This is a genomic window from Celeribacter sp. PS-C1, from assembly GCF_019429625.1.
Taxonomy (GTDB): Bacteria; Pseudomonadota; Alphaproteobacteria; order Rhodobacterales; family Rhodobacteraceae; genus Celeribacter.
Map to the genome: position 1 here is coordinate 63818 of NZ_JAHXRW010000006.1, position 24501 is coordinate 88318.

The window sequence follows — 24501 nt, forward strand, 5'->3', positions numbered from 1 at the left end:
GCCGGATTTTTATGGCCTCTCGAGCTTTAAGTATCAGTATTTCGCACGTTTAGAGAATTCGGTCTCGCCGCCTTCGGCGAGGATTTTAGCTTGTTCGATCCAGCCATCGCGTTCGATCCGGCCTTTGAACTTCAAGCGGCTGTCGACCCAGGCGATCTCTTCCGCCGTCCATTTCGCGACCTGATCGTAGTGCCAGAAGCCAAGCTCATTGAGCGTCTGCTCAAGCTTCGGCCCAACGCCTTTGAGTTTTTTCAGATCATCGGCGCCAGCCTTGCGCGGCGCTTTCATGGTGCGCGGTTTCTTCTCCGCGACCTCGACCGCAACTGAAGCGGCTTCGGCTTTCGGAGCCTCGGCTTTCTCAGCAGCTTTCTTTTCCGCCGCCTGTTGCACAGCGGATTTCGGCGTCGGCGCCGGTTTCGGCACGGATTTGCCCGCGCCACCATGCCCCGCGCCTTTGGATATCCACGGCGTCAAAAGCGGCACTTCGGTGCCGTCGATGCGTTTCAAACCGTCGCCAATGTCCACTGCGCGCTGCACAGACCCGTTATACTGCGCGCCCGTGCCTTTGTACTCGGCCAGAACCACCGGACCGCCGGCGGGTTCGGAGGAATAGCGCCCGGTTTGCGAACCCGGCACCGGCACGTTGCCCGCCGCCATATCGTCCAGAAGTTTGGAGAAATTCTCGGCGGTCAGGTCCTCGTAATAGTCCTTGCCAATCTGGGCCATTGGCGCGTTTGCGCAGGCACCAAGGCATTCGACCTCTTCCCAAGAGAACTTGCCGTCAGCCGACAGCATATGCGGCTTCGGCGCGATTTTCTCTTTGCAGACCGAAATGATGTCGCCCGAGCCGCAGATCATGCAGGTGGTGGTGCCGCAGACCTGAATATGCGCCACAGACCCAACCGGTTGCAGCTGGAACATGAAGTAGAAGGTCGCGACTTCGAGCACACGAATATCGGCCATGCCCAGCATATCGGCGATATATTCGATGGCCGGTTTGGTGAGCCAGCCCTCTTGCTCTTGCGCGCGCCACAACAGCGGGATCACCGCAGATTGCTGACGCCCTTCGGGGTATTTCGCGATCTGCCCCTCCGCCCAGGCGAGGTTCGCGGGCGTAAATTCGAAAGAGGCGGGTTGTTCAGAATGAAGACGGCGCAGCATTAGTCTTTGAACTCCTCAAGAGGAATGCAGGTGACCGACACCATGTCATCGGCCAGTTTTCCTTCGGCGGCATAGGCGTCGAAAGCATCGTTGCCGGCTTCGATCCGGCACAGGTTCGCATCATATTCGCCTTCGATCAGGATCACGTTCTCACGCACCATCACATAGCCGATTGAATTCGACACCATATCCGCGAGGGATGTCTCGGCAAAAGCCGCAGGCGCAGCCATGCCGAACATGGCGGCGAGAGTAAGATAGCGGGTCAACGGTCGACCTCCCCGAAAACGATGTCCATGGTGGCGATGAGGGCGGAGACGTCTGCCAGTTGGTGACCCTTCGCCATGTGATCCATCGCCTGCAAGTGAAGGAAGCCCGGCGCTCGCAACTTGGCGCGGTAGGGTTTGTTCGAGCCGTCCGAATTGAGGTAGACGCCGAATTCGCCTTTCGGCGCTTCCACGGCGGCGTAGACCTCGCCCTCGGGCAGTTTGAAGCCTTCGGTGTAGAGTTTGAAGTGGTGGATAAGCGCCTCCATGGAGGTCTTCATATCCTTGCGCTTCGGCGGCGTGAGTTTGCCGCGGGCCAGAACGTCACCCTGATTTTCCGGCTCACGCAGCTTGGCCACACATTGTTTTATGATCTTCGTCGCCTCGGTCATCTCCTGCATCCGCACCATGTAGCGGTCGTAGCAGTCGCCATTGGTGCCAACAGGGATCTGGAAGTCGAATTCGTCGTAGCATTCGTAGGGCTGGCTGCGACGCAGGTCCCAAGCCATGCCGGAGCCACGCACCATCACGCCGGAGAAGCCCCAATCGAGCGCTTCTTGTTCCGTGATCAGACCGATGTCGACGGTCCGCTGTTTGAAGATGCGGTTGTCGGAGATCAGGTAGTGAATGTCGTCCAAAACCTTCGGGAAGGCGTCGGCCCAGGCCTCGATATCGTCGATCAGCTCCGGCGGCAGGTCCTGATGGACGCCACCCGGGCGGAAATAGGCGGAGTGCAGACGGGCGCCACAGGCGCGCTCGTAGAAGATCATGAGCTTTTCACGCTCTTCAAAGCCCCAGAGCGGCGGCGTCAAAGCGCCCACGTCCATCGCGCCGGTGGTGACGTTCAGGAGGTGGTTCAGCACACGGCCGATCTCGGAATAGAGCACGCGGATGAGAGACGCGCGGCGCGGGATTTCGACACCGGCCAGACGTTCGATCGCCAGACACCAGGCATGTTCCTGGTTCATCGGCGCCACGTAGTCGAGGCGGTCGAGATACGGCAGGTTTTGCAGATAGGTGCGGTTTTCCATCAGCTTTTCGGTGCCGCGGTGCAAAAGCCCGATATGCGGGTCGGCACGTTCCACGATCTCGCCATCGAGTTCCAGAACCATCCGCAACACACCGTGGGCCGCAGGGTGCTGGGGCCCGAAGTTGATGTTGAAATTCCGGATCTTCTGTTCGCCGCTGCCCGCGTCCTGAGACCCATCATCATAGGTGTTTTGCCGGATGTCGCCGTCCATCATTCAGATCCTCGCCATATTCGCTTGCCACCGCGCGGGCAGCTCGCCAAAGGTCTTTTCCACATAGGCATATTGCGGGGCCAAAAAGCGCGCCGCCTCATGCCGTTGTTTGTCACTCAGTTGCAGTTTCACGCCCTCATGAGCGTGCGGTTCTCGGTCCACGGGTTTTTCCGCGATCCCCAAAAAGGCGCAGAGCGTCTTTAGCCCCTCGCCCGTCAAAAGATCTTCGGTGAAACCCACCAAAAGCTTGTCTTCGGGCACCGCACGTTTGAGCTTTTCCACGATGCCTTCGTAGTCGCCACGCGGCGCAATGTGTTTTTCCAGCTCGCGGTTGACCACTCGGTTCATGATCCGCTTGGCCTTGACCGCAACCTCTTCGCCGGGGCGGCGCTGGCGCGTGGCCTGCATCCGCACATGCGACCACAGCCGGTCCACCGGATCGCGCATCATGAAGACGAACCGCACGTCCGGCGCCATATGGGCCATGTCGCGCAGCCGCTCCTCGGAGAGCAACCCGTAACCCGGCGTAATGTCGCCCGCGAGTTTGCGCGTGCCGATCCCGTCCAGAAGGTAGAAGAGATAGTCGGAGACCCCCTCCGCACCCAGTTCCAGAATGCGCACCATCTCGTCGACATCGTCGATCTGGCGTTGCAGGTTCTCGGTCTTCCACTTGTTCGCGTTCTTCTTTGCGATGTCCTGCCGCTGAATCAAATCCGCGCGCAGCCGCGAGAAGACGTCGAACTGAAACGCGTAATCGTTGTTCTCAACGGTGTCGAAATAGTGGATTTCCTTGATCGAGCGCAGGTGGCAATCCGGATGATCGTGCAAATAGCGATAAAGCGAGCTGGTGCCCGCTTTGGTCGCGCCAACGCAGATCATGATGGCCGGATCGCCGTTCACATCAGGCTCCCTTCTCGTCGCCGGGAAGGATATATTTCGCGCCTTCCCACGGGGAGAGGTTGTCGAACTGGCGGTATTCCTGCACGAGGCTCACCGGCTCATAGACGACGCGTTTCAGCTCTTCGTCATAACGCACTTCGGTGTAGCCCGTTGCCGGAAAATCCTTGCGCAGCGGGTAGCCACGGAAACCGTAATCCGTCAGCAGGCGACGCAGGTCCGGGTGACCGGAGAAGATGATCCCGAACATGTCGAAGGTCTCGCGTTCGAACCAGCCCGCAGAGGGGTGGACCGAGATGATCGACGGGATGGTTTCCTCTTCGCGCACGGGTGCGACGACGCGGATGCGTTGGTTTTGGTACATCGACAGGAAGTGATAAACCACGTCAAACCGTTGATCGCGGCTCGGGTGATCGACCGCCGTGATGTCCACCAGCGAGGAGAATTTACAGGTGCTGTCGGTCTTCAGAAACTCGATGAAATCGACGATGCCTGCGGAGGTGACCGTAACGGTCAGCTCGCCGTAAGCCACCTCGGTTTTCAGCACATCATTCGGACGCTTGATCTCAATATGCGCGGCAAGTTCTTGGAGGGCTTCGCTCATCTCATGCTCTCCTTAGCGGGCAATCGTGCCGGTGCGGCGGATTTTGCGTTGCAGCTGCAGAATGCCATACATCAGCGCCTCTGCGGTCGGCGGGCAGCCGGGGACATAGACGTCCACGGGCACGATGCGGTCGCAACCGCGCACCACCGAATAGCTGTAGTGATAGTAACCGCCACCGTTGGCGCAGGACCCCATGGAGATCACGTAACGCGGCTCCGGCATCTGGTCGTAGACCTTGCGCAACGCAGGCGCCATCTTGTTGGTCAGCGTGCCCGCAACGATCATCAGGTCGGACTGACGCGGAGAGGCGCGCGGGGCGGTGCCGTAACGCTCAAGGTCATAACGCGGCATGGAGGTGTGCATCATCTCGACGGCGCAGCAGGCGAGACCAAAGGTCATCCAGTGCAAAGAGCCTGTGCGCGCCCAGTTGATGATGTCTTCCGTGGACGTCAGCAAAAAGCCCTTGTCCTGCAGTTCCTTGTTGAGAACCTGCGTGGAATGTTCCTTGTCCACACCTGCGGTGTTGGCTCCGGTCGTCACGCCCATTCCAGCGCCCCTTTCTTCCATTCATAGGCAAAGCCCACGGTCAGCACAGCGAGGAACACCATCATCGACCAAAAGCCCACCACTCCGATGTCCTTGAACGCGACGGCCCAGGGGAAGAGGAAAGCGATTTCGAGATCGAAAATGATGAACAGGATCGACACGAGGTAGAACCGCACGTCGAATTTCATCCGCGCGTCGTCGAATGCGTTGAACCCGCACTCATAGGCCGACACTTTTTCAGGGTCGGGATTGCGAACGGCGAGGATGAGAGCTGCGAAGATGAACACAAGACCCAGCGCGATGGCGAGGCCTATGAAAATGACGATAGGGAGATATTCCCGAAGCAAGTCTTCCACGAGCGGCTCCTTGATAGGCGCGCTTCTTCGCGGGACGGATGTCAGGCGATCGCAGGCGCGCTGCTTTGCTAGCTTTGGGTGGTTTAGCCCTCTGCGACAATATGGTCAACCAACGCGGACCTGAGAAAGCCCCTTGTTTCAAGGGGGCTGCGAAGTTTTTTCACCTGTGACGCATGTTTTCTCAGCCGCACCGCGGCAAAAATTTCCATGCCGCGATTCGAACGCCTATCCCGACAAAAAAACTAGGAAAATGATCGCTTGCACGCGAGATCAGAGCGCCAAGCGCGTTACCTCATCTCGAATGATCCGCGCCAACATTGCGCAATCTTCAAGGCTAAAGGTCAGCGGCAGACGCATATCCATGATCGCGCGCAGCACCCGATCACTGTCAGGCAGGCTCTGCGGTTCGGCATAACGCCAGCTTTCATAGCGCGAGGTAAAGGCCACCGGCTCCGGCGCCCCAAACCACTTCAGCTCGACACCACGTTTGAGACAGGCGGCGACCAGCGCTTCGATCTTGGCGTCCGGCCAATCCATCAGCAGGAATTGAAACGACGAGCCAACATAATGTTCTTGCTGCGGTCGCTCTATCAAAGTGAGACTCTGCGTGTCCCGCAGCCCCTCCTCGACCACGCGATACCGCGCACTCCAGTTCTCGACCTGAGCATCCAAGCTCCGCAACTGCACACGCAGGATCGCAGCCCGCAGATGGTCCATTCGACCCGAGACATTCGGCGTGGTATATTTGACCTTTTCGAACACTTCAGGGGCAGGACCGGCCAAGTGCTTACCATATAACATGTACGATCCCGACAACATGATGGCGCGCGCGGCGATCTCCTCATCATCGGTGATGAGGAAACCGCCCTCGCCCGAATTGATGTGTTTGTAGGTCTGTGTAGAATAGCAGCCGATGACGCCATGCCGCCCCGACGGCACACCATCCCAATGCGCCCCCATCGTATGGGCGCAATCCTCAATGACCGCCACGCCCGCGCCATTACAGATATACATCAGCGCATCCATATCGACGATATGGCCGCGCATGTGGGATAGCATCAGGACCTTGGCGCCCGTCTCCGCGATCTTCACCTGCAGATCATCGAGATCAATCACCAGCCCTTCGGTCACACCGACGAAAACCGGCTTGGCGCCAACACTCGCAATCGCACCGGGCACGGGGGCTAGCGTAAAGGCGTTGGTCAGGACCGGCTCATCGGGCTGGACCTCCAAGGCGCGCAAGGCACAGCCCAGGGCATAGCCGCCAGATGCCACCGCAAGGCAATATTTCGCCCCCGTATAGGCGGCGAATTCCTGTTCAAGCAGGGCCACCTCCCCCGCCTCATTCGGCGCGGTGTTGTAGCGATGCAAGCGCCCCGAGCGCATCACCGCCACAGCGGCCTTAATGGCCTCTTCGGGGATTGGCTCTTGCTGGGTGAAATTGCCTTTAAAAACCTCGCCACTCATCCGATCAACTCCCGCGTCAGCCGACCCAAGTCGTTGTAATGCGTCAGCAGCGCCTCCGGCTCCAACCGTTTCACCCCATCGCCATCGGGTCCGAAGGTCACCAAAGCGCAAGGCACGCCTGCCGCCTTGGCGGTGGACCGATCCGTTTCGGTATCGCCCACGAGGAAAGATTGCGACAGCACGCCGCCGGCCTCTTCGACCGCGGCCAGATAGGGTTTCGGATCGGGTTTAGAGACGCCAACCGTTTTTGCCCCGATCATCGACCCAAAAAGATCGCGCACGCCCAAACGTGTGAGCAACCGATCCGCCAGATCCTCGGGCTTGTTCGTGCAAACACCCACTGCATAGCCGCCGCTGCGCAGCGCCTCAATGGCCTCCTCCGCGCCCTCGTAGAGTTGCGTGTGGGTGTCGATGTCTTCGGCGTAAGCCTCCAACAACACCGGATATTGCGCCATGATGTCATCATCCATGAACCCGGGTTTCACCCGAGAAAACCCAAGTGTCAGCATCGCCCGGCCGCCGCGAAAGGCCGTATGAGCATCTGCTTGCGCGTCCAGCACATCGCCGTAACCCAAGCCGCGGAAACAGGCATTGGCCGCCGCGATCAAATCGGCGGAGGTGTCCGCAAGCGTGCCGTCGAGATCGAAAATCACTGTGCGCATGTCTGGTCCTTTTTCGACAACGGCGGGTCTGTTTTGGGCAAACTCCCGCTGAACGATGTAATCTGGCGTCAGAATAAGTGAAGCCCCTCAGCCCTGTGGGACCTTGCGGTGCTGCGTGTCATGGGTAAAACGGCAAACAGATAAAGAAAAGAGCAGATCGGGACGAACACCATGGCAACAGCCCTCATTCTTTTGGCCGCCGGCCAAGGCACACGGATGAATTCCGACCTGCCCAAGGTCCTGCACCCGATCGGCAACGCGCCGATGTTTGCCCATGCACTGGCTTCGGGCGCAGCTCTCGACCCTGAACGCACGGTCTTGGTCGTGGGTCACGGCGGCGATCAGGTGGCGGCAGAAGCCGCAAAGATCGACGAGGAAATCGTGATCGCCCGCCAAGAAGAACAGCTCGGCACGGCGCATGCCGTGTTGCAGGCAAAAGCGGCACTTGAGGGGTTCGAAGGCGACGCCATCGTGCTTTATGGCGACACGCCGTTCATTTCCGAGGACACGATCCTGCGCATGGCGGAGGCGCGCAAGTCGGCCGATGTGGTCGTGCTTGGGTTTGGGGCCAAAGACCCGGCGCGTTACGGGCGTTTGGTGATGGAGGGCGACAAGCTCACCCGCATTGTGGAATTCAAAGACGCAACAGAGACCGAGCGCGCGATCACCTTCTGCAACTCAGGTCTGGTGGCGGCGGATGCGACTGTGTTGTTTGATCTGCTCGAACAGGTCGGCAATGACAATGCCGCGGGGGAATATTACCTGCCGGACATCGTTGAAATCGCGTGGAAAACCGGCAAGACGGCGACCGCGGTCGCCTGTGACGAATCCGAAACGCTTGGCGTGAACACCCGCGCTGAACTGGCCCGTGCCGAAGGCATTTTTCAAACGGCGAAACGCGCGGAAGCGCTTGAGAATGGCGTCACGCTAATGGCGCCCGAAACAGTATTTTTCTCGCTCGACACCTATATCGGCCGCGACACGGTGGTGGAGCCCAACGTGATCTTTGGCCCCGGTGTGACCGTGGAATCCCAGACCCGCATCCGTGCCTTCAGCCACTTCGAGGGCTGCCATGTCTCGATGGGCTCGACCGTCGGTCCCTTCGCCCGTCTGCGTCCCGGTGCAGAGCTGGCGAACAACGCGCATATCGGCAATTTCGTCGAGGTGAAAAACGCCCAGATCGGCGAAGGCACCAAGGTGAATCACCTGACCTACATTGGCGATGCAGACATCGGCGACGGCACGAATGTGGGCGCGGGCACGATCACCTGTAATTACGACGGCGTCTTCAAACATCGCACTGTTGTGGGCCGCGATGCCTTCATCGGGTCAAACACCATGCTGGTCGCGCCCGTCACCGTCGGCGATGAAGCCATGACGGCCAGCGGATCGGTGATCACCTCCGACATCGAGCCGGGCGCCTTGGCGATTGCGCGGGCGAAACAGGTGAACAAACCGATGCTCGCGGTGCGAATGTTCGAAAAGTTAAAGTCTTTGAAGGCTAAAAAGCAAAAAGGGCAGTAAAAATGTGCGGTATTGTAGGGGTTTTGGGAAATCACGAAGCGGCGCCGATCCTCGTTGAAGCGCTCAAACGGCTGGAATATCGCGGCTATGACAGCGCCGGGATCGCCACCGTGTCGAACGGCAAGCTGGACCGCCGTCGTGCGGTCGGCAAGCTGGTGAACCTGTCCGATCTGTTGGTGCATGAGCCGCTCGCGGGCAAATCCGGCATCGGTCACACCCGCTGGGCCACGCACGGCGCGCCCTCCGTGGTCAACGCCCATCCGCACAAGGCCGGTCCTGTGGCCGTGGTCCACAACGGCATCATCGAGAATTTCCGCGAACTGCGCGAAGAACTTGGCAAAAAAGGCTATCAATTCGGGACCCAGACGGACACGGAAACCGTTGTCCTTCTGTGCCAGAGCTTCATGGACGCGGGCAAAGCGCCGGTGGAGGCCGCGATGGCGACCATCGACACGCTTGAGGGCGCCTTTGCGCTCTGTTTCCTGTTTGACGGCGAGGAGGACCTTTTGGTTGCCGCGCGCAAAGGCTCGCCGCTGGCCATCGGTCACGGCAAGGGCGAGATGTTCGTGGGCTCCGATGCCATCGCGCTCGCTCCCATGACAGATCAGGTCACCTATCTCGACGAAGGCGACCGGGCGGTGATCACCCGCGACAGCCTCGAGATTTTCGACGAGACCGGCGCTCAGGTGCAACGCGCACGCCGCACCATCGCCATGAACGCCGCCCGCATTGAAAAAGCCGGGCACAAACATTTCATGGCGAAAGAAATCGCCGAACAGCCCACCGTGATTTCCGAGGCTCTGGCCTATTATCTCAACGCAGATGACACCGGCATCGTGCTGCCCGATCCGGGGATAGATTTCGGGGCCTTCGACCGGATCATCATGGTCGCGTGCGGCACGGCCTATTACGCCTGTTACACGGCGAAATACTGGCTCGAACAGGTGGCGCGCATTCCGGTCGAGATCGACGTGGCCTCCGAGTTCCGCTACCGCGAACCGCCGGTTGCGCCGCGGACGCTGGCGATTTTCGTCAGCCAATCGGGCGAGACCGCCGACACTTTGGCAGCTCTCAGATACATGTCCGGCAAGGCCGACAAGATCGTCTCTGTCGTCAACGTCGCGGAAAGCTCCATCGCGCGCGAAAGCGACATCGCTCTGCCGATTTTGGCGGGTGTCGAGGTCGGCGTGGCCTCGACCAAGGCTTTCTCCTGCCAGCTGACGGTGCTCGCACTTTTGGCGCTGGAGGCCGCGCATCAACGCGGCGAGATCGACGATGCGACGCTGGCCCAGCGCCTCGCTGAGCTGCGCACGCTGCCGGGGCTTTTGACCCGCGCGCTCGATCTGGACGACCGCCTCAACGCCGTCTCCAACGAGCTGTCCGAAGCCACCGACGTGCTGTTCCTGGGCCGTGGCCCGATGTATCCCCTGGCCCTCGAAGGCGCCCTGAAACTCAAGGAAATCAGCTACATCCACGCCGAAGGCTATGCGTCAGGCGAGTTGAAGCACGGACCAATTGCTCTGATCGACAGCCACACACCCGTGATCGTTTTCGCGCCGCATGATGCATTGTTCGACAAAACGGTGTCGAACATGCAAGAGGTGATGGCGCGCGGCGGAAAGGTACTTTTGGTCTCTGACAAAAAAGGACTGGAGATCGCCTCCGACGGGGTTTGGCAGGCGGTGCAAATGCCCGAAGCGCCGGACTTTTTCGCTCCCCTGCTCTACGCCATTCCGGCCCAGCTCATCGCCTATCACACAGCGGTCGCAAAGGGCACGGATGTCGATCAGCCGCGCAATCTCGCGAAATCCGTAACGGTCGAATAACGTTCAAAAAGAAACCGCCCCGGAAGGGGGCGGTTTCGACGTGGACCTCTGGGGTCAGTGCGCTCTAAGGCTTAGACGTCGAGTTTGGACCGCGCGTAGGCCAACATTTCCGGCGTGATATCATCCGCGGTGATCGGACCGTTGCCGGTCGCATTTTGAGCGGCCACAAGTGCTTCGGTCAAAGCCTCGTCAGAAATCGCTTCTTCTGTTTCAGCCAATGTCGCCTCAGCTGCATCGAGAACGGCTTTGTCAGCCAATGCCTGCTCCAGCTCAGCCTTGGCTTGCTCCACGGCTGCGACCTGATCGAGGTATTCCTGATACCCCTCTTCGCCTTCCGCGACAGGATTCGCCTCAAGGTCGGCGCTCAACTGGTCGATTTCATCTGCCCAGTCAGCCGGGTCGGAAGACAGGTTGAGAGCTGCAGCAGAGGCCGCAAGATCGGCATAGCTGTCCGCATAAGCCGCATTGGCCGTATCGTAAGCATCCTCGGCTTCCTCATTTGCGGCGACTGCGCTCAAATATTCTTTGATCGGCACCATCTTCGGATCGGAGGAATTCATGATGCCGTTCATATTGCGACCCAAGGAATTCAAAGACTTGAGCGACGCGGCCAGAGGTTTACCAGCCGGTTTTCCGGAATTGCCGCGTTCGGCACTTGCGTCCTTGCCGGAATTGCCGCGATCACCGGAGTTCCCGCGATTGCCGGAGTTTCCACGGTCACCGGAGTTGCCCCCATTGGAGTTTTCGCTGCGTGCTTCTGCACCGTTAAGACCGCCGAAATCTGCCGTCACGATAGGCATCGCGTAAGCAAAGGCGGAGGCGGTCAAGACCAGTTTGATGAGGTTTTTCATTGTCCCTATGGCTCTCTTGTGGTTTTGGCTGAACAAGACTTACCTCTACAAAAAGGCAAAAAAATGTCGATCACCGCAGAAACGGCCATGGAGACCTTGCATCATTCCGCCGATCCGGAGAAGGCGTCGGCAATAATCGGCCGCACGGGCACGTCGGAGGCCTTGGGGGTTTCGCCCCAAACGCTTGAAGATCTGGCCCGAAGCTGGCGCCAGGACGTCGGCTTCCCCGAGCGTCTCGATCTGGCGCGCGCGCTATGGACCCAGCCCGTATTCGAAGCCCGCCTGATGGCCGCGAAACTTCTCACTCAGGCGCGCATCAGTGACGATGCCGCTGTCTGGGATCAGATTTGCGCCTGGATTTCCGAGGCAGAAACTTGGGCCGAACTCGATGCTTTGGCCAGCGCCGGCGCACGTCGTATTGCGGTCGATCTCTCGCGGATGGCCATGGTGCATGAGCTCGCCAAATCCGAACGCGCGCTAGACCGTCGTGCGGCTTTGGGACTGTCCCTGCCCTTGGCGAAACTCGCGCATCCGACGGAGGACGAGGTGAACGCCATCGACGACGTGCTCTATTGGCTGACCTATGCGCTTCAGGACCCGGACAAGGACGTCTCGCGCATGGCCGACAGCTGGCTCAAGAGCCTCGGCAAACATGATCGCAAACGCGCGAGCATGGTGCGTCGTGTCGTCCAATCGCGCACAAAGTCCGACTGAAACGCTTGGCAGCCCGGCTGTCGCACCCTAGATTGAGCATCATGTCCCACGCCCCCCGCCTCATCGACCCTTTCGCCCGCCCGATCACCTACTTGCGTGTGTCGGTCACGGACCGCTGCGATTTCCGCTGTGTCTATTGCATGTCGGAACACATGACGTTCTTGCCGAAGAAAGAGTTGCTGACGCTCGAAGAGTTGGACCGGATGTGCTCGACCTTCATCGATTTGGGTGTCGAGAAGCTGCGGATTACGGGGGGCGAACCTTTGGTGCGGCGCGGAATTATGACGTTCTTTGACGCCATGTCGCGCCACCTCGACAGCGGCGCGTTGAAGGAGCTGACGGTCACCACCAATGGCTCTCAACTCGACCGCTTTGCCAAGGACCTCTATGCTGCCGGTGTGCGCCGGATCAACGTCTCTCTCGACACGCTGGATGCTGCGAAATTCCAACGAGTGACGCGCTGGGGCCGCCTTGAACAAGTGCTGAGCGGCATCGAAGCCGCGCGCAACGCGGGCCTGCGGGTCAAGATCAACACGGTGGCGCTCAAGGGCTTCAACGAGGACGAATTGTTCGCCCTCACTGACTGGTGCGCCCGCGAAGATATGGACCTGACCTTCATCGAGGTCATGCCGATGGGCGATTTGGGCAACGAGGACCGCGTCGGGCAATATTGGTCGCTGGATGACCTGCGCACAGATCTGGCCAGCCGCTATACTCTCACCGATCTGCCCGAGAACACAGGCGGTCCGGCGCGCTATGTGCGGCTGATGGAAACCGGGCAAAAAATCGGTTTCATCACGCCTCTGACGCATAACTTCTGCGAAAGCTGCAACCGGGTGCGCATGACCTGCACGGGCGAGTTGTTCATGTGTCTAGGCCAAGAGGACAATGCTTCGCTCCGCGACATCCTACGCGCGCATCCTGACGACAACGCGCCGCTGGTGCGCGCCATCGAGGCTGCGATTGCCCGCAAACCCGAAGGCCATGATTTCGACTATTCGCGGCAAAAACCCGACGGTCAGGTGTCTCGGCATATGTCGCACACTGGAGGTTAGGGGACGCTGCCCCCTCGCCTGCGGCTCACCCCCGGGATACTTAAAGGACAAAAGAAAAGCGCCCCCAACCGGGAGCGCCCTCTCTTCATTGCAGCCCAAATACTCAGGCTCACGCCGCAGGCAGCCGGCTTTCCACCATTTCGGCATACCACGAACAGCCTGCAGGCAGGGCCTCGTCGTTGAACATATATTTCGGATGGTGCACCGGCGCGCCGGGGCCGTTGCCGACGATGATATAGGCGCCGGGGCGTTCCTCTAACATGTAGGCGAAATCCTCGCCGCCCATGACGAGCGGATATTCTTCGCATCCGCCCGCCACCTTCGTGGCGGCCTCGATGGCGTATTCGGTTTCCTGATCATGGTTCACCATGACCGGGTAGCCGAGGTGATAGTCCACAACGATTTCCGCGCCGTAGGTGGCGCCAACACCGGCGCAAATCTCTTTCAGGCGCTCTTCGGCCTGTTTGCGCACCTCGGCATCCAGCGTCCGCACTGTGCCTTTCAACAAGACCTGAGCGGGCAACACGTTATGAGCCTTGGACGAGGATTCTACGGTGCAAACGGAGACCACCACCTGTTTCGTCGGATCGACGTTGCGGGACGCGATGGTTTGCAGCGCCAGAACCAGATGCGCGGCGGTCACCGTGCTGTCGACCGTTTCATGCGGTTTCGCTGCGTGGCCACCTTTGCCTTTGACGTAAATCTCGAACTCGTCGGCGGCCGCAAAGAACGGCCCCGGACGGATCGCGAAGGTGCCCGTCGGCAGGTTCGGCCAATTGTGCATTCCGTAGACCTCATCGATGCCAAAGCGGTCCATCAGCCCCTCTTCGCACATCACACGACCGCCGCCGCCGCCCTCTTCTGCGGGTTGGAAAATCACCACGGCGGTGCCGTCGAAATTGCGGGTCTCACAAAGGTATTTCGTCGCGCCCAAGAGCATCGCGGTGTGACCGTCATGGCCGCAGGCATGCATCACGCCCGGGTTCTTAGAGGCAAATTCCGAACCAGTTTCCTCCAGGATCGGCAGCGCATCCATATCGGCCCGAAGCCCAATGGTGCGGCCTCTGCTATCCGATTTACCTTTGATCACGCCCACGACGCCGGTCTTGGCCATGCCTTCGACCACCTCGTCACAGCCAAACTCGCGCAGCAAGTCGGCGACCTTTTTCGAGGTGCGCGGCAGCTCAAACATCAGCTCGGGGTTTTCGTGAATGTCGCGTCGCCATGCGGTGATTTCCGGCAACAATTCGGCAAGGCGGTTCTTGATGGGCATTTCAGTCTCTTTTCTGGTCAAGTCCGAACGCAGTCGAAAACGCGTTCAATATGCAAAGCCTTCGATTGGCTCCAAGACGAAGTGATCTTTCGCCACTTCGCGGTAGGTGGATTTGGCGGGCGTGTGATCCGCCGGGAAGATCGGCGAAGGGATCGGTTTGAACGAGAGGTTCGAACTGATCTTTTTGTTGCGCGGATCGGCAATCGGCACGGCGGACATCAGCGATTTGGTATAGTCGTGCTGCGGGTTCTCAAACACCGCCTGACGCGGGCCGATCTCGACGATCCGGCCCAGATACATCACAGCCGTGTGGTGGCTGACGCGTTCGACCACGGCCATGTCGTGGCTGATAAAGAGCATCGCGATGCCAAGCTCGGCCTGAAGCTCCATCAACAGATTCACCACCTGCGCCTGCACCGAGACGTCGAGCGCGGAGACCGCCTCGTCCGCGATCACCAGTTTTGGGTTGATCGAGAGCGCGCGGGCGATGGCGATCCGTTGGCGTTGCCCGCCCGAAAGTTCGTGCGGGTAGCGTTTCATAAAAGAGCGCGGCAGCTCGACACGGTCGAAGAGGTTGGCGACACGGTCGGTGATCTCGGAGCCATGGGCCAGGCTATAATTGCGCAGCGGTTCGGCGACCTGATCGATCAGACGCACCTGCGGGTTCAAGGACGCGAAGGGGTCCTGAAAGATCATCTGCATGTCTTGGCGCAAGCGGCGCAGATCGCCCGGACCTTGGGCGAGCACCTCTTTGCCCTCCAAAAGCACGGAGCCAGATTGCGGCTCAACCAAACGCAAAACAGAGCGCCCGCACGTCGATTTGCCACAGCCACTTTCGCCCACCAGTGACAAGGTTTCCCCCGGTTTGATCGAGAAAGACACATCCTCGACGGCATGCACATTGGCGACCGTCTTGCGCAACAGCCCCGCCTTCACGGGAAAGCGCGTGACGAGGTTCTTGACCTCCAGCACGGGCGCGGTGCCTTCAGGCGCATAGGGAACAGGTTTGATTTCACCCTGCGGCACGCCGATCAGACGCATCGGCTCTGGCGCGGGCTTGCCGGTCATCTCGCCGAGCTTCGGAACGGCCGCCAAAAGCGCCTTGGTATAATCCTCTTTCGGGGCTTCGAAAATCTCTTCGACACGGCCCTCTTCGACCACATCGCCGCGGAACATCACCAACACGCGGTCAGCCATCTGAGCCACCACCGCCATATCATGGGTGATAAACAGAACGGCGGTGCCATGTTCGCGTTTCAACCGGTCGATAAGCGCCAGAATCTCCGCCTGAATCGTCACGTCGAGCGCCGTGGTCGGCTCGTCGCAAATCAAGAGTTTCGGCTCACAGGCCATCGCCATGGCGATCATCACGCGCTGACGCATGCCGCCGGACAGCTCGTGCGGATATTGACTCAGACGGCGTTCCGGTTCGGGAATGCGCACGTCTTTCATCAACTCGATGGCGCGCGCACGGGCCTGATCCTTGGTCATACCCTTGTGCAGCCGCAGCCCCTCGCAAAGCTGGCGTTCGATGGTGAACACCGGGTTCAGCGAGGTCATCGGCTCTTGGAAAATCATGCCGATTTCATTGCCTCTGAGCGCCCGCATCTTTTCCGGGTTCATCGCCGTCAGGTCGATAATCTGGTCCTCTTTGCGCAGCTTGATGTCACCCTCGGCGATCTTGCCTCCGCCGAATTCGATGAGCCGCATGATCGCCAGCGAGGACACGGATTTGCCCGAGCCGGATTCGCCCACGACGCAGAGCGTCTCCCCCGGCGCGATGGTGAAGGACACGTCCTTGACGCCCACAACCAAGCCGCCCCGGGTCGGGAACTCCACCCGCAGATGCGAAACGTCGATCAGGGCACGGGTCTCGGGCGTGTCTCTCGGCGTCTCTGGCAGCGTATCGGGAGTGGTGTCGAGCATGGATCGCCTTTCGGGTCTGGTGGATTGAGAACGGCCCCCGCGCGGCTCAACGGTGGCCAGAGCCGTCCCCATGACGACGTCATGAGGACCTGTCCCTCGACGCTAAGCCTGCCGCGCTGGAAGTGTCAAATCGGTTTGTCTGAAATACGAGCATTCGCTAAAACCGCATGCAAGGATAACGTAACGGTATGGAGCTTGTGCCGATTTTCTCAAAGAAACCGCCTTGCTTCGCCTAAGATTTTATCATTCGATAAATTTATAGCCGCGCAGCCCGGCGAGTCGCCTTGCCCTCGGCAAGACCGCTCGCTCAGGTTGCGTCAGGCTCGATAAAAAGGAACGAGTTCAAGGAAGTCCGGCGGGATATCTTAAAACGTGCGGTTCACGCACTGGTCCAAACTCTGATTGAATTAGAAGGGCCCGATGCCGGTTCAACAAGGAGAGGTTGTTATAATGAAACTCAAAACTGCCCTGATGGGCACAGTTCTGGGCACAGTCGCCACATTGTCGATGGCGCCCGCCGCCTTTGCGGAACGCGGAGCCGACGGCCATGTGAACATCATCTATTACCAAGCACCGTCGACGATGAACCCCTATCTGTCGGGCGGCACCAAAGAGCTTGAGGCGGCGTCTCTCGTGCTGGAACCGCTGGCGCGTTACGACGAGACCGGCGCCATTGTGCCGTTTCTGGCCGAATCTGTGCCGACCGTCGAAAACGGCGGCGTAAGCGAAGATCTGACCACCATTACGTGGAAACTCAAAGAAGGCCTCAAGTGGTCCGACGGCTCCGACCTGACCTCCGAGGACGTTCAATTCACATGGGAATACTGTACCTCTGAGGGGGGCGGTTGTGCTCAATCCGAGAAATACAATGACGTTGTCTCCGTAGAGACCCCGGACCCGCTGACCGTTGTGGTGACCTTCGGCGTGCCGAAGCCCTTCCCCTATGGTCCCTTCGTGGGCGCGCAGGCCCCGATCATCCAAAAGGCCCAATTCGCGGATTGTACCGGCGAAGCGATGGCGTCCTGCACCGACCAGAACTTTTCGCCCATCGGCACCGGTCCGTTTGTGGTCGATGAGTTCAAGACCAACGACGTGGTCTCCCTCTCCGCCAACACGAACTACCGCGACCCGGCCAAACCGGCCTTTGCAACCGCAACTCTGAAAGGTGGCGGCGATGCGCAATCTGCGGCCCGCTCCGTGCTTGAGACCGGCGAATTCGATTACGCCTGGAACACCCAAGTGGCGCCCGATCTTTTGGAAGCCATGGTTGCCAAGGGCCAAGGCCAACTCGTCAGCGCCTTCGGCACCCTCGTCGAGCGGATCATGGTCAACATGACCGACCCGAACCCGGCACTGGGCGATGAGCGCGCCACCGCGGACCATCCGCACCCGTTCCTCTCCGACATCGCTGTGCGCAAGGCGCTTTCCATGGCGATCGACCGCGCGCTTTTGACCGAGATCGGCTATGGCGATGCGGGTCGCCCGACCTGTAACGTGCTTCCGGCGCCGGAGATCTACAAATCCTCCGCCAACGACGCCTGTCTGACGCAGGACATCGAAGGCGCGAAGGCCGTGCTCGATGAAGCCGGTTGGGTCGACAGCGATGGCGATGGTGTCCGTGAGAAAGACGGCGTGAAACTGTCTCTGCTGTTCCAATCCTCGACCAACGCGATCCGTCAGGATTTCCAAGCCATCATCAAACAGTGGTGGGAAGAAGTCGGCTTTGAGGTCGAACTGCGCAACATCGACGCCTCGGTGTTCTTCGGCGGGGACGCGGGTTCGCCCGACACCTTCCAGAAGTTCTACGCGGACGTGGAAATGTACGCCAACAACTTCGACGGCACGGACCCAGAAGCCTATATGGCCAACTGGGAATGCAACCAGGCCCCGCGCCCGGCAACCCAGTGGCAGGGCAACAACATGCCGCGTTTCTGCTCCGAAGAGTATGACGCGCTTGTGGCCGAAATGGCCGAAACCGGTGACATCAACGAGCGCGCGGAATTGGCGAAATCCATGAACGACATGCTGATGCAGGAATATGTCATCATCCCGCTCGTCGACCGTGGCCGCCTGTCGGCACACGCGAATTCGCTGGGCGGTGTCATTCTGAACACCTGGGATTCCGAGCTCTGGAATGCGGCCGATTGGTATCGCATCAAAGAGTGATCTCTTGTGGGGCGCTCCGGTTTTCCGGGGCGCCCGCTTCAATGACATAAGACCGCAAGGCAGCCTTCATGCTTCATTTCACGATCCGTCGTCTGATCCTCGCCGTTCCGACGCTGCTGTTCATCTCTTTGGTGATCTTCCTGCTGCTCGATCTGGCCCCAGGCGATCCGATGGCCTCGATCCCGCTCACCGTGCCGCCCGAGGTGAAAGAGAAAATGCGCGAGGCTCTGGGCCTTGGCGAACCCGTGCACATCCGGTTTCTGAACTGGCTTTACCAGTTCTTCGTGGTTGAACCGCAGGTCGCCTTTGACCATATCTTCGGCACCAATTTTGCCGAGGGCAAACAACGGATTATTTCGTTTCAGTCCCGTTCCCCGGTGATGTCTGTCGTCGCCGAACGCATGCCGCAGACGCTCTGGGTCGTGGGCCTGTCCTACATTTTCGCGACGCTGATCGCCGTGCCGATTGGCATCATCTCCGCATATCGGCAGTACAGCTGGTTCGACCAGCTCGGCACCTTCGTCTCGATGGTCGGCTTCTCCATCCCGACATTCTTCTCCGGCGTGCTTTTGATCGTCGTCTTCTCCGTGACTTTGGGCTGGTTCCCGTCGATCTACGACACGACCCATGAGATCACTGATTGGCCGTCATTTTGGTTTCAAGTGCGTCAGATGGCGATGCCCGTCTTCGTCCTGACACTCTACAACGCCGCGCAGGTGAGCCGCTTCATGCGCGCCTCCATGCTCGACAATCTCAATCAGGATTACGTCCGCACCGCGCGGGCCAAGGGCCTGTCGGAACGTGTCGTCGTGCTTATGCACGTGCTGCGCAACTCGATGATCCCGGTGGTGACCGTGATCGCGCTCGGCGTGCCGAACATCTTTGGCGGCGCCATCATCACCGAGCAGGTGTTCCAAGTGAACGGTCTCGGCCAAATGCTGATCACAGCGATCTATGCTTCCGACGCGCCGATGGTGCAAACGCTGACGTTTATCTTCGCGGTGCTCATCGTGCTCTTCAACCTCATTGCGGACATCATCTACGGCGTGCTCGATCCGCGCATCCGCTACGATTAAGGGAGGCTGATCATGACTGATGCAACCACCATCCCCGCCCCCGATGAGAAACCCCGCAACCAGTGGTGGGACGTCTGGGACCAGTTCAAGACCCACAAAGGTGCCATGGCCGGGCTGGTCTTTTTCGTCTTCATCGTGCTTGCCGTCTATCTCGGCCCGTTCATTTGGACCATTGATCCCGGCCATATCGACATCCGCGCCCGCAACCAAGGCCCGTCTCTGGCGCATCCTTTCGGCGCCGACCAACTGGGCCGCGATGTGCTTGCCCGCATGTTGCAAGGCGGTCAGGTCTCGATCTCCGTCGGCCTAACCGCCATGGCACTATCTTTGGTTCTAGGCACCTTCGTGGGCGTCCTCGCTGGCTATTGGAAGAAACTCGACGGCATCTTGATGCGGCTCACCGACCTGTTTCTGGCCCTGCCGCTTTTGCCGCTTCTCTTGGTGATCATCATGCTGTTCCGCGACCCTTTGCGGTCCGTCTTTGGCCTTGAGACCGGGATTTTCATCCTGATCGTCTTTGTCATCGGCATCACCAGCTGGATGCAGACCGCCCGCATCGTGCGCGGCGATGTTTTGGCGCTCAAGGAACGTGAATATGTGCTGGCCGCCCGCTCCATCGGCACGCCCTCGGACCGGATCGTCACGCGGCATATCCTGCCCAACATCATGTCGCCGATCATGGTCTCGGCCACTTTGGGCATCGCGAATGCGATCATCACGGAGTCCGCGCTGTCGTTTCTGGGCCTCGGCTTCCCGCCGGATTACCCGACCTGGGGCCGCCTGCTCTACGACTCGAAGGATTTCATCCAGCAATACCCCGAACGCGTCATCTGGCCCGGTCTGGCGATCTCTTTGACCGTTCTCGCGGTCAACTATATCGGCGACGGGCTGCGCGATGCGCTTGATCCGCGCATTCGGGGTCGCTGAGCCAAAAGGTTGGCCTTATAGCCAAATAAAAACAAAAAACGCGCCGTCGCCCCGGCGCGTTTTTCTTTGATCCCATGTCCCGCACCACAAACCGAACACCTGTTCCTCCCGCGACACCGGACTGGAATATTGTTCTGCACCTCACCACTCAGCTACCGCCTCTCAAGATTGCCTCGCATCTATTTTCCTGCATATGAGGAACAAATTTCCTCCCGCCCTCAATCTTAGCCCACAATTCTGGAAGGACGCGTCATGTATGAGACCCTCGGACTGGACCTGGCCCCACGCCAAGCGGCGGTGATCCTAGGCCTTGTGATCGGTGTGCTCTTTGGCGCATTGGCAGAAGTGTCGCGCTTTTGTTTCCGCCGCTCTGTCGCCGGACCAAAGGGCGAACGCGGTGCCGCCGCGGGCGCCTGGCTCGCCGGTCTCGCAACCGCCGTCCTCGGCACACAACTCGCCGTGTCCCAAGGCCTGATTTCCTTTGCCGACCACCGTTTCCTGACACCCGATCTGCCGTGGCTCGCCATTGTGATCGGCGGGCTAATGTTCGGCATCGGCATGGTGTTGACCCGTGGCTGCGTCTCGCGCCTCACCGTGCTGTCGGGCTCCGGCAACCTGCGTGCCGTTCTCGTCCTCGCGGTCTTCGCCGTTGTGGCCCACGCCACGCTCAAAGGTGTGCTTGCGCCGATCCGCACCACGTTGGGTGGCTTCACGCTGTCGCTGGGCAATGCCGCCCTGCCCGGCTCTGCGCTGATCTGGACTGTGCTCATTGTCGGAGCTGCGGGCATTGCCGCGTTGCGTCTCTCCACGTCCAAACGCGATCTCGCCTTCGGCGCCTTGATCGGCCTTTTGGTGCCCGCTGCGTGGCTCGGCACCGGCTTTATCCTCTTCGACGAATTCGACCCGATCGCGATGGAAAGCCTGTCGTTTACCTCCCCCGCCGCCGAGACCCTGTTCTGGTCCATCGCGGCGTCTTCTATCCCTGCGGGATTTGGCACCGGCCTTATCGGTGGTGTCATTTTGGGGGCTCTCGTCTCGTCGCTGTTGTCTGACCGCTTCCGGTGGCAGAGTTTCGAGAGCCCCCGTCAAACCGGGCGTTACATGGCCGGTGCGGCCCTGATGGGTGTGGGCGGTGTGTTGGCCGGTGGCTGCACCGTGGGCGCGGGTCTCGCGGGCGTGCCGAGCCTGTCTCTGGCCGCCATCCTCGCGCTGATCTCGATTGCTCTGGGCGGCCTACTCGCCGCCCGGATCATCCGAGATGGTGTTTCTTTATCCGCCGCAGGCCAAGCCACACCGCAAGCACAACCAGCGGAGTGATCAGAGCAAGCGCCAGCCCTTTCGACAGGTGTAGAGGCTCGAGGAACGGGTAGACCAGATAGCCCACGAGGCTCACGGCATAATAGCTGATCGCCACCACCGAGAGGCCCTCAACCGTCTCCTGCAAGCGCAGTTGCAGATCAGCGCGCTTGTCCATGCTCTCCAAAAGCGCCTGGTTTTGCGCCTGTCGCCCCACGTCGACCTTTGTGCGCAACAGGTTCGCCGCCCGCGCTGTGCGTTCGGCAAGGCTTTCAAGCTGCGATTTGGCCGCTTGCACCGTCCGCATCGCCGGATCATAGCGGCGCATCATAAACTCGCCGAAAAGCTGACGCGCCATGAACCGGCTTTCGCGCAGCACTTCGATCCTCTGGTTGACGATAGCCTCATAGGCCCCGGTCGCACCAAAGCGGAAATTCGTCCGTGTCACGATGCCCTCGATCCGCGTCGACAGCCCCAGAATATCCTCAAGCAGTTCCTCCGCAGAGACATCCTGTTTCGACGTCAAGGTCGCCATCAGCTCCGCCAGCTCCTGTTCGATGTCGGCCAATTCCCGCACCACTTTGCGCGCCTGCACGAGGCCCAGCATCGACATCGCCTTATAGGTCTCGATCTCGCAAAGCCTCTGCAGCACCCGCCCGATCCGGCGGCGGCCACAATCGGGTTCCGGGAAAATCGCAAAGCGCATATGCCCGGCCTCATCGATGCGAAAATCCCCCGCGACCGTCAGCGCCCCGTCGAGGACGTCGGCAACGGCGAGGCTTTCACGTTCGAACCAATTGTCGATCCGCTCAACGATCTGCGCGTCCGTCTCAACGGTTTCCACCCGAATGAGCGCAGAGGTGATCCGCTGCCCCGGCGCCTCGGCCAACCACTCTTCCGGGAAGAGATCGAAGGTGCCTTTGTCAAAGGCCCGATCCGCCACGCCATCGGCGAAAATCGTGTAGGTCACGAATTCTGTGTGGCTTTCCCATTTGAGGCGGTATTTGCCCAAGGGCCCAATGTAATGCGTTGCCCCCGGCGCCGGATGTGCAGCCCCATAGCGGTCCAAAAGCGCCAAGAGATGCGCACGGTCCAGATCGCGGTCCCGGCGCGCAGCATCGCCTGCCGCCCGGATCGCCAGATAGGCGGCCCGCGCATTGGTGCTTACCTCCGGGAAAGGACGGGCGTGCAGTTCATTGGCCAGTTCATAGCGGCGTGGGTGGTCTTGCAAAGGGGCCATATGCGTCTCTTATTCAGCGTTGTTTTACGCCTATAGCCTGCGCACACCCTTCAAAGCAAATAATATTTTCATTCTATTTCAAAGACTTATCGGAATGCAACGGTATACTTTCGTCTCAAGGCACGCCCGCGAGCGGTAACATCTCGACAACGCGCCTAGTCCACCGCCCCCAATTCCTCCGCCACGACATTCATCCAGAACGCCACGCCGATGGGGATCAAATCGTCGTTGAAATTGAATTTCGGCGTGTGAATAAAGGCCGCCCCCGGCCCGTCGCCATTGCCGATTGAGACGTAAGCCCCTGGAATCTTTTCCAGATAGTAGGCGAAATCCTCACTGGCCCCGATGGCCGGCGCCTCCGTCATCGTCAGCGCCTCGCCCACAGCCGCCGTATGCGCGCGGCCTGTCACGGCAACTTCGCCCGCTGTATTCAACAGAGGCGGATAGCCCCGCTCGTAGCTCACATGCGCCGCAACGCCGCCCGCCACGGCACAACCCTCGGCCAGCCGCGTGATCTCGCGCTCCAACGTGTCGCGCACCTCGGGAATGTAGCTGCGCGCCGTGCCTGCGACCATGACCTTTGCCGGAATGATGTTCGGGCTTTGCCGCTCGCCGCCCGCGACATGACCGATAGAGACCACCGCCCAATCCGTCAGCGCCACCTTGCGCGAGACGACATTGCCAAGGCTTGCCATGAATTGCCCGGCGGCCACAGTCGGATCCGTGCCGCTCTCCGGCGAGGCGCCATGGCCGCCCGTGCCCTCAAACACCACCTCCCACTCGTCGGAGGCAGAGGTGTAGGGCCCGACACGCGTGGTCAACTGGCCGAGCGGCTGCATCGGATCATTGTGCACGCCGTAGATCGCATCCGTGGGGAACAGGTCGAACAACCCGTCTTTGATCATCGCATCGGCGCCACCGCCGCCCTCCTCGGCGGGCTGGAAGACGAAGTGCACCGTACCTGCGAAATCCGGGGTCGCGGCGAGTTTCTCCGCCGCTCCCAAGAGCATCGTCGTGTGGCCGTCGTGACCACAGGCATGCATCTTCCCCGGCACTGTCGAACTGTAGGGAACGCCCGTGTCCTCTGTGATATGAAGCGCATCCATATCGGCGCGCAGCGCGATGGATTTTTGTCCCGGACGCGTGCCTTTGAGCGTGGCCACAACGCCCGTTTGACCCAGCCCCCGATGCACCTCCAGCCCCAAACCCTCGAGGAAGGCCGCCACGATGGCCGAGGTTCGCACCTCCTCATAGGCGGTTTCGGGATGGGCGTGAATGTCTTGGCGGATCGCGGTCAGACGCGCGATAAACTCTTGATCTTTCGAAATGTCTTCTGGGGTCACATGCTTCATCGAACAGTCCTTTTTCGTATTAGAGTGTTTCAAGGCCTTCGAAAAGGGAAGAGGACCGACACGCATAGGGCATGTGCA

At 60.0% G+C, this 24501-nt stretch carries 22 protein-coding genes; 8 read left to right on the top strand and 14 right to left on the bottom strand.

All coding sequences use genetic code 11. From position 1 onward, the window contains the following. Positions 1-33 precede the first annotated feature (33 nt). From J5Y17_RS10475 to J5Y17_RS10515, 9 genes are all read right to left on the bottom strand, one after another. Positions 34-1161, bottom strand: a complete 1128-nt coding sequence (locus tag J5Y17_RS10475) for an NADH-quinone oxidoreductase subunit E (protein ID WP_219785201.1) — start codon at positions 1159-1161, stop codon at positions 34-36. Next, positions 1161-1427 carry a hypothetical protein gene (locus tag J5Y17_RS10480; RefSeq protein WP_255572028.1) on the bottom strand — a complete coding sequence of 89 codons (267 nt, stop codon included), beginning with the start codon at positions 1425-1427 and terminating at the stop codon, positions 1161-1163. Before J5Y17_RS10480 ends, J5Y17_RS10475 begins: the two co-directional genes overlap by 1 nt. Beyond that, on the bottom strand, positions 1424-2668 hold the full coding sequence (locus J5Y17_RS10485) for an NADH-quinone oxidoreductase subunit D (protein ID WP_219785202.1): 1245 nt from the start codon (positions 2666-2668) through the stop codon (positions 1424-1426). The genes J5Y17_RS10480 and J5Y17_RS10485 overlap by 4 nt, the downstream gene beginning before the upstream one ends. Beyond that, the gene (locus J5Y17_RS10490; RefSeq protein WP_219785203.1) at positions 2669-3565 is read right to left on the bottom strand and encodes a sulfotransferase; all 897 of its coding nucleotides are present in this window, start codon (positions 3563-3565) and stop codon (positions 2669-2671) included. It abuts the gene before it with no gap. 1 nt (position 3566) lies between these two features. Next, positions 3567-4166, bottom strand: coding sequence for an NADH-quinone oxidoreductase subunit C (locus tag J5Y17_RS10495; RefSeq protein ID WP_219785204.1), 600 nt, complete (start codon positions 4164-4166; stop codon positions 3567-3569). Positions 4167-4178: 12 nt separating this feature from the next. Beyond that, positions 4179-4712, bottom strand: a complete 534-nt coding sequence (locus J5Y17_RS10500) for an NADH-quinone oxidoreductase subunit B family protein (protein ID WP_167602075.1) — start codon at positions 4710-4712, stop codon at positions 4179-4181. Beyond that, on the bottom strand, positions 4703-5068 hold the full coding sequence (locus J5Y17_RS10505) for an NADH-quinone oxidoreductase subunit A (protein ID WP_219785205.1): 366 nt from the start codon (positions 5066-5068) through the stop codon (positions 4703-4705). Before J5Y17_RS10505 ends, J5Y17_RS10500 begins: the two co-directional genes overlap by 10 nt. A gap of 270 nt (positions 5069-5338) precedes the next feature. Continuing rightward, positions 5339-6535 (bottom strand): DegT/DnrJ/EryC1/StrS aminotransferase family protein, encoded by a 1197-nt coding sequence (locus J5Y17_RS10510; RefSeq protein ID WP_219785206.1) that lies wholly within the window; start codon positions 6533-6535, stop codon positions 5339-5341. Then, on the bottom strand, positions 6532-7197 hold the full coding sequence (locus J5Y17_RS10515) for an HAD-IA family hydrolase (RefSeq protein ID WP_219785207.1): 666 nt from the start codon (positions 7195-7197) through the stop codon (positions 6532-6534). Before J5Y17_RS10515 ends, J5Y17_RS10510 begins: the two co-directional genes overlap by 4 nt. 171 nt (positions 7198-7368) lie before the next feature. On the opposite strand from J5Y17_RS10515, the gene glmU reads away from it, so the two are divergent. Beyond that, entirely contained in the window at positions 7369-8721 is a 1353-nt protein-coding gene (glmU, locus tag J5Y17_RS10520; RefSeq protein WP_219785208.1) for a bifunctional UDP-N-acetylglucosamine diphosphorylase/glucosamine-1-phosphate N-acetyltransferase GlmU, read from the top strand. A gap of 2 nt (positions 8722-8723) precedes the next feature. Continuing rightward, positions 8724-10547 (top strand): glutamine--fructose-6-phosphate transaminase (isomerizing), encoded by a 1824-nt coding sequence (gene glmS / locus J5Y17_RS10525; protein WP_219785209.1) that lies wholly within the window; start codon positions 8724-8726, stop codon positions 10545-10547. Between the two features lie 71 nt (positions 10548-10618). Here glmS and J5Y17_RS10530 read toward each other — a convergent pair whose 3' ends face one another. After that, the gene (locus J5Y17_RS10530) at positions 10619-11398 is read right to left on the bottom strand and encodes a hypothetical protein (RefSeq protein WP_219785210.1); all 780 of its coding nucleotides are present in this window, start codon (positions 11396-11398) and stop codon (positions 10619-10621) included. Positions 11399-11461: 63 nt separating this feature from the next. Between J5Y17_RS10530 and J5Y17_RS10535 the strand changes: the two genes are divergently transcribed. Together J5Y17_RS10535 and moaA are read left to right on the top strand one after the other, a co-directional pair. Beyond that, entirely contained in the window at positions 11462-12112 is a 651-nt protein-coding gene (locus J5Y17_RS10535) for a DNA alkylation repair protein (protein ID WP_219785211.1), read from the top strand. Between the two features lie 41 nt (positions 12113-12153). Further along, positions 12154-13167: a GTP 3',8-cyclase MoaA gene (gene moaA / locus J5Y17_RS10540; protein ID WP_219785212.1), complete on the top strand. Its 1014-nt coding sequence runs from the start codon at positions 12154-12156 to the stop codon at positions 13165-13167. Between the two features lie 109 nt (positions 13168-13276). On the opposite strand, the gene J5Y17_RS10545 is transcribed toward moaA, so the two are convergent. Then, entirely contained in the window at positions 13277-14440 is a 1164-nt protein-coding gene (locus J5Y17_RS10545; RefSeq protein WP_219785213.1) for a M20 aminoacylase family protein, read from the bottom strand. Positions 14441-14485: 45 nt separating this feature from the next. Further along, positions 14486-16366 (bottom strand): ABC transporter ATP-binding protein, encoded by a 1881-nt coding sequence (locus J5Y17_RS10550; RefSeq protein ID WP_219785214.1) that lies wholly within the window; start codon positions 16364-16366, stop codon positions 14486-14488. Positions 16367-16816: 450 nt separating this feature from the next. On the opposite strand from J5Y17_RS10550, the gene J5Y17_RS10555 reads away from it, so the two are divergent. The 4 genes from J5Y17_RS10555 to J5Y17_RS10570 all read left to right on the top strand — a co-directional run bounded on the left by J5Y17_RS10555 (position 16817) and on the right by J5Y17_RS10570 (position 21852). Continuing rightward, positions 16817-18532 (top strand): peptide ABC transporter substrate-binding protein, encoded by a 1716-nt coding sequence (locus J5Y17_RS10555; protein WP_219785215.1) that lies wholly within the window; start codon positions 16817-16819, stop codon positions 18530-18532. 68 nt (positions 18533-18600) lie between these two features. Beyond that, entirely contained in the window at positions 18601-19608 is a 1008-nt protein-coding gene (locus J5Y17_RS10560) for an ABC transporter permease (protein ID WP_219785216.1), read from the top strand. Between the two features lie 12 nt (positions 19609-19620). Further along, a complete protein-coding gene (locus tag J5Y17_RS10565; RefSeq protein ID WP_219785217.1) occupies positions 19621-20535 on the top strand; it encodes an ABC transporter permease in 915 nt (304 codons plus the stop codon). A 252-nt stretch (positions 20536-20787) separates the two neighbouring features. Beyond that, entirely contained in the window at positions 20788-21852 is a 1065-nt protein-coding gene (locus J5Y17_RS10570) for a YeeE/YedE family protein (RefSeq protein WP_219785218.1), read from the top strand. Here J5Y17_RS10570 and J5Y17_RS10575 read toward each other — a convergent pair. Both J5Y17_RS10575 and J5Y17_RS10580 read right to left on the bottom strand, forming a co-directional pair. Beyond that, on the bottom strand, positions 21785-23071 hold the full coding sequence (locus J5Y17_RS10575; RefSeq protein WP_219785219.1) for a DUF3422 family protein: 1287 nt from the start codon (positions 23069-23071) through the stop codon (positions 21785-21787). The genes J5Y17_RS10570 and J5Y17_RS10575 overlap by 68 nt on opposite strands. 155 nt (positions 23072-23226) lie before the next feature. Beyond that, positions 23227-24423, bottom strand: a complete 1197-nt coding sequence (locus J5Y17_RS10580) for an amidohydrolase (protein WP_219785220.1) — start codon at positions 24421-24423, stop codon at positions 23227-23229. Between the last annotated feature and the right edge of the window lie 78 nt (positions 24424-24501).

Excerpts from the sequence above, each read along its gene's own strand:
- J5Y17_RS10475 (WP_219785201.1), bottom strand. The coding sequence starts at position 1,161 with ATGCTGCGCCGTCTTCATTCTGAACAACCCGCCTCTTTCGAATTTACG.
- J5Y17_RS10485 (WP_219785202.1), bottom strand. The coding sequence starts at position 2,668 with ATGATGGACGGCGACATCCGGCAAAACACCTATGATGATGGGTCTCAG.
- J5Y17_RS10495 (WP_219785204.1), bottom strand. The coding sequence starts at position 4,166 with ATGAGCGAAGCCCTCCAAGAACTTGCCGCGCATATTGAGATCAAGCGT.
- J5Y17_RS10500 (WP_167602075.1), bottom strand. The coding sequence starts at position 4,712 with ATGGGCGTGACGACCGGAGCCAACACCGCAGGTGTGGACAAGGAACAT.
- J5Y17_RS10510 (WP_219785206.1), bottom strand. The coding sequence starts at position 6,535 with ATGAGTGGCGAGGTTTTTAAAGGCAATTTCACCCAGCAAGAGCCAATC.
- J5Y17_RS10515 (WP_219785207.1), bottom strand. The coding sequence starts at position 7,197 with ATGCGCACAGTGATTTTCGATCTCGACGGCACGCTTGCGGACACCTCC.
- glmU (WP_219785208.1), top strand. The coding sequence starts at position 7,369 with ATGGCAACAGCCCTCATTCTTTTGGCCGCCGGCCAAGGCACACGGATG.
- glmS (WP_219785209.1), top strand. The coding sequence starts at position 8,724 with ATGTGCGGTATTGTAGGGGTTTTGGGAAATCACGAAGCGGCGCCGATC.
- J5Y17_RS10530 (WP_219785210.1), bottom strand. The coding sequence starts at position 11,398 with ATGAAAAACCTCATCAAACTGGTCTTGACCGCCTCCGCCTTTGCTTAC.
- J5Y17_RS10535 (WP_219785211.1), top strand. The coding sequence starts at position 11,462 with ATGTCGATCACCGCAGAAACGGCCATGGAGACCTTGCATCATTCCGCC.
- moaA (WP_219785212.1), top strand. The coding sequence starts at position 12,154 with ATGTCCCACGCCCCCCGCCTCATCGACCCTTTCGCCCGCCCGATCACC.
- J5Y17_RS10545 (WP_219785213.1), bottom strand. The coding sequence starts at position 14,440 with ATGCCCATCAAGAACCGCCTTGCCGAATTGTTGCCGGAAATCACCGCA.
- J5Y17_RS10550 (WP_219785214.1), bottom strand. The coding sequence starts at position 16,366 with ATGCTCGACACCACTCCCGATACGCTGCCAGAGACGCCGAGAGACACG.
- J5Y17_RS10555 (WP_219785215.1), top strand. The coding sequence starts at position 16,817 with ATGAAACTCAAAACTGCCCTGATGGGCACAGTTCTGGGCACAGTCGCC.
- J5Y17_RS10560 (WP_219785216.1), top strand. The coding sequence starts at position 18,601 with ATGCTTCATTTCACGATCCGTCGTCTGATCCTCGCCGTTCCGACGCTG.
- J5Y17_RS10565 (WP_219785217.1), top strand. The coding sequence starts at position 19,621 with ATGACTGATGCAACCACCATCCCCGCCCCCGATGAGAAACCCCGCAAC.
- J5Y17_RS10570 (WP_219785218.1), top strand. The coding sequence starts at position 20,788 with ATGTATGAGACCCTCGGACTGGACCTGGCCCCACGCCAAGCGGCGGTG.
- J5Y17_RS10575 (WP_219785219.1), bottom strand. The coding sequence starts at position 23,071 with ATGGCCCCTTTGCAAGACCACCCACGCCGCTATGAACTGGCCAATGAA.
- J5Y17_RS10580 (WP_219785220.1), bottom strand. The coding sequence starts at position 24,423 with ATGAAGCATGTGACCCCAGAAGACATTTCGAAAGATCAAGAGTTTATC.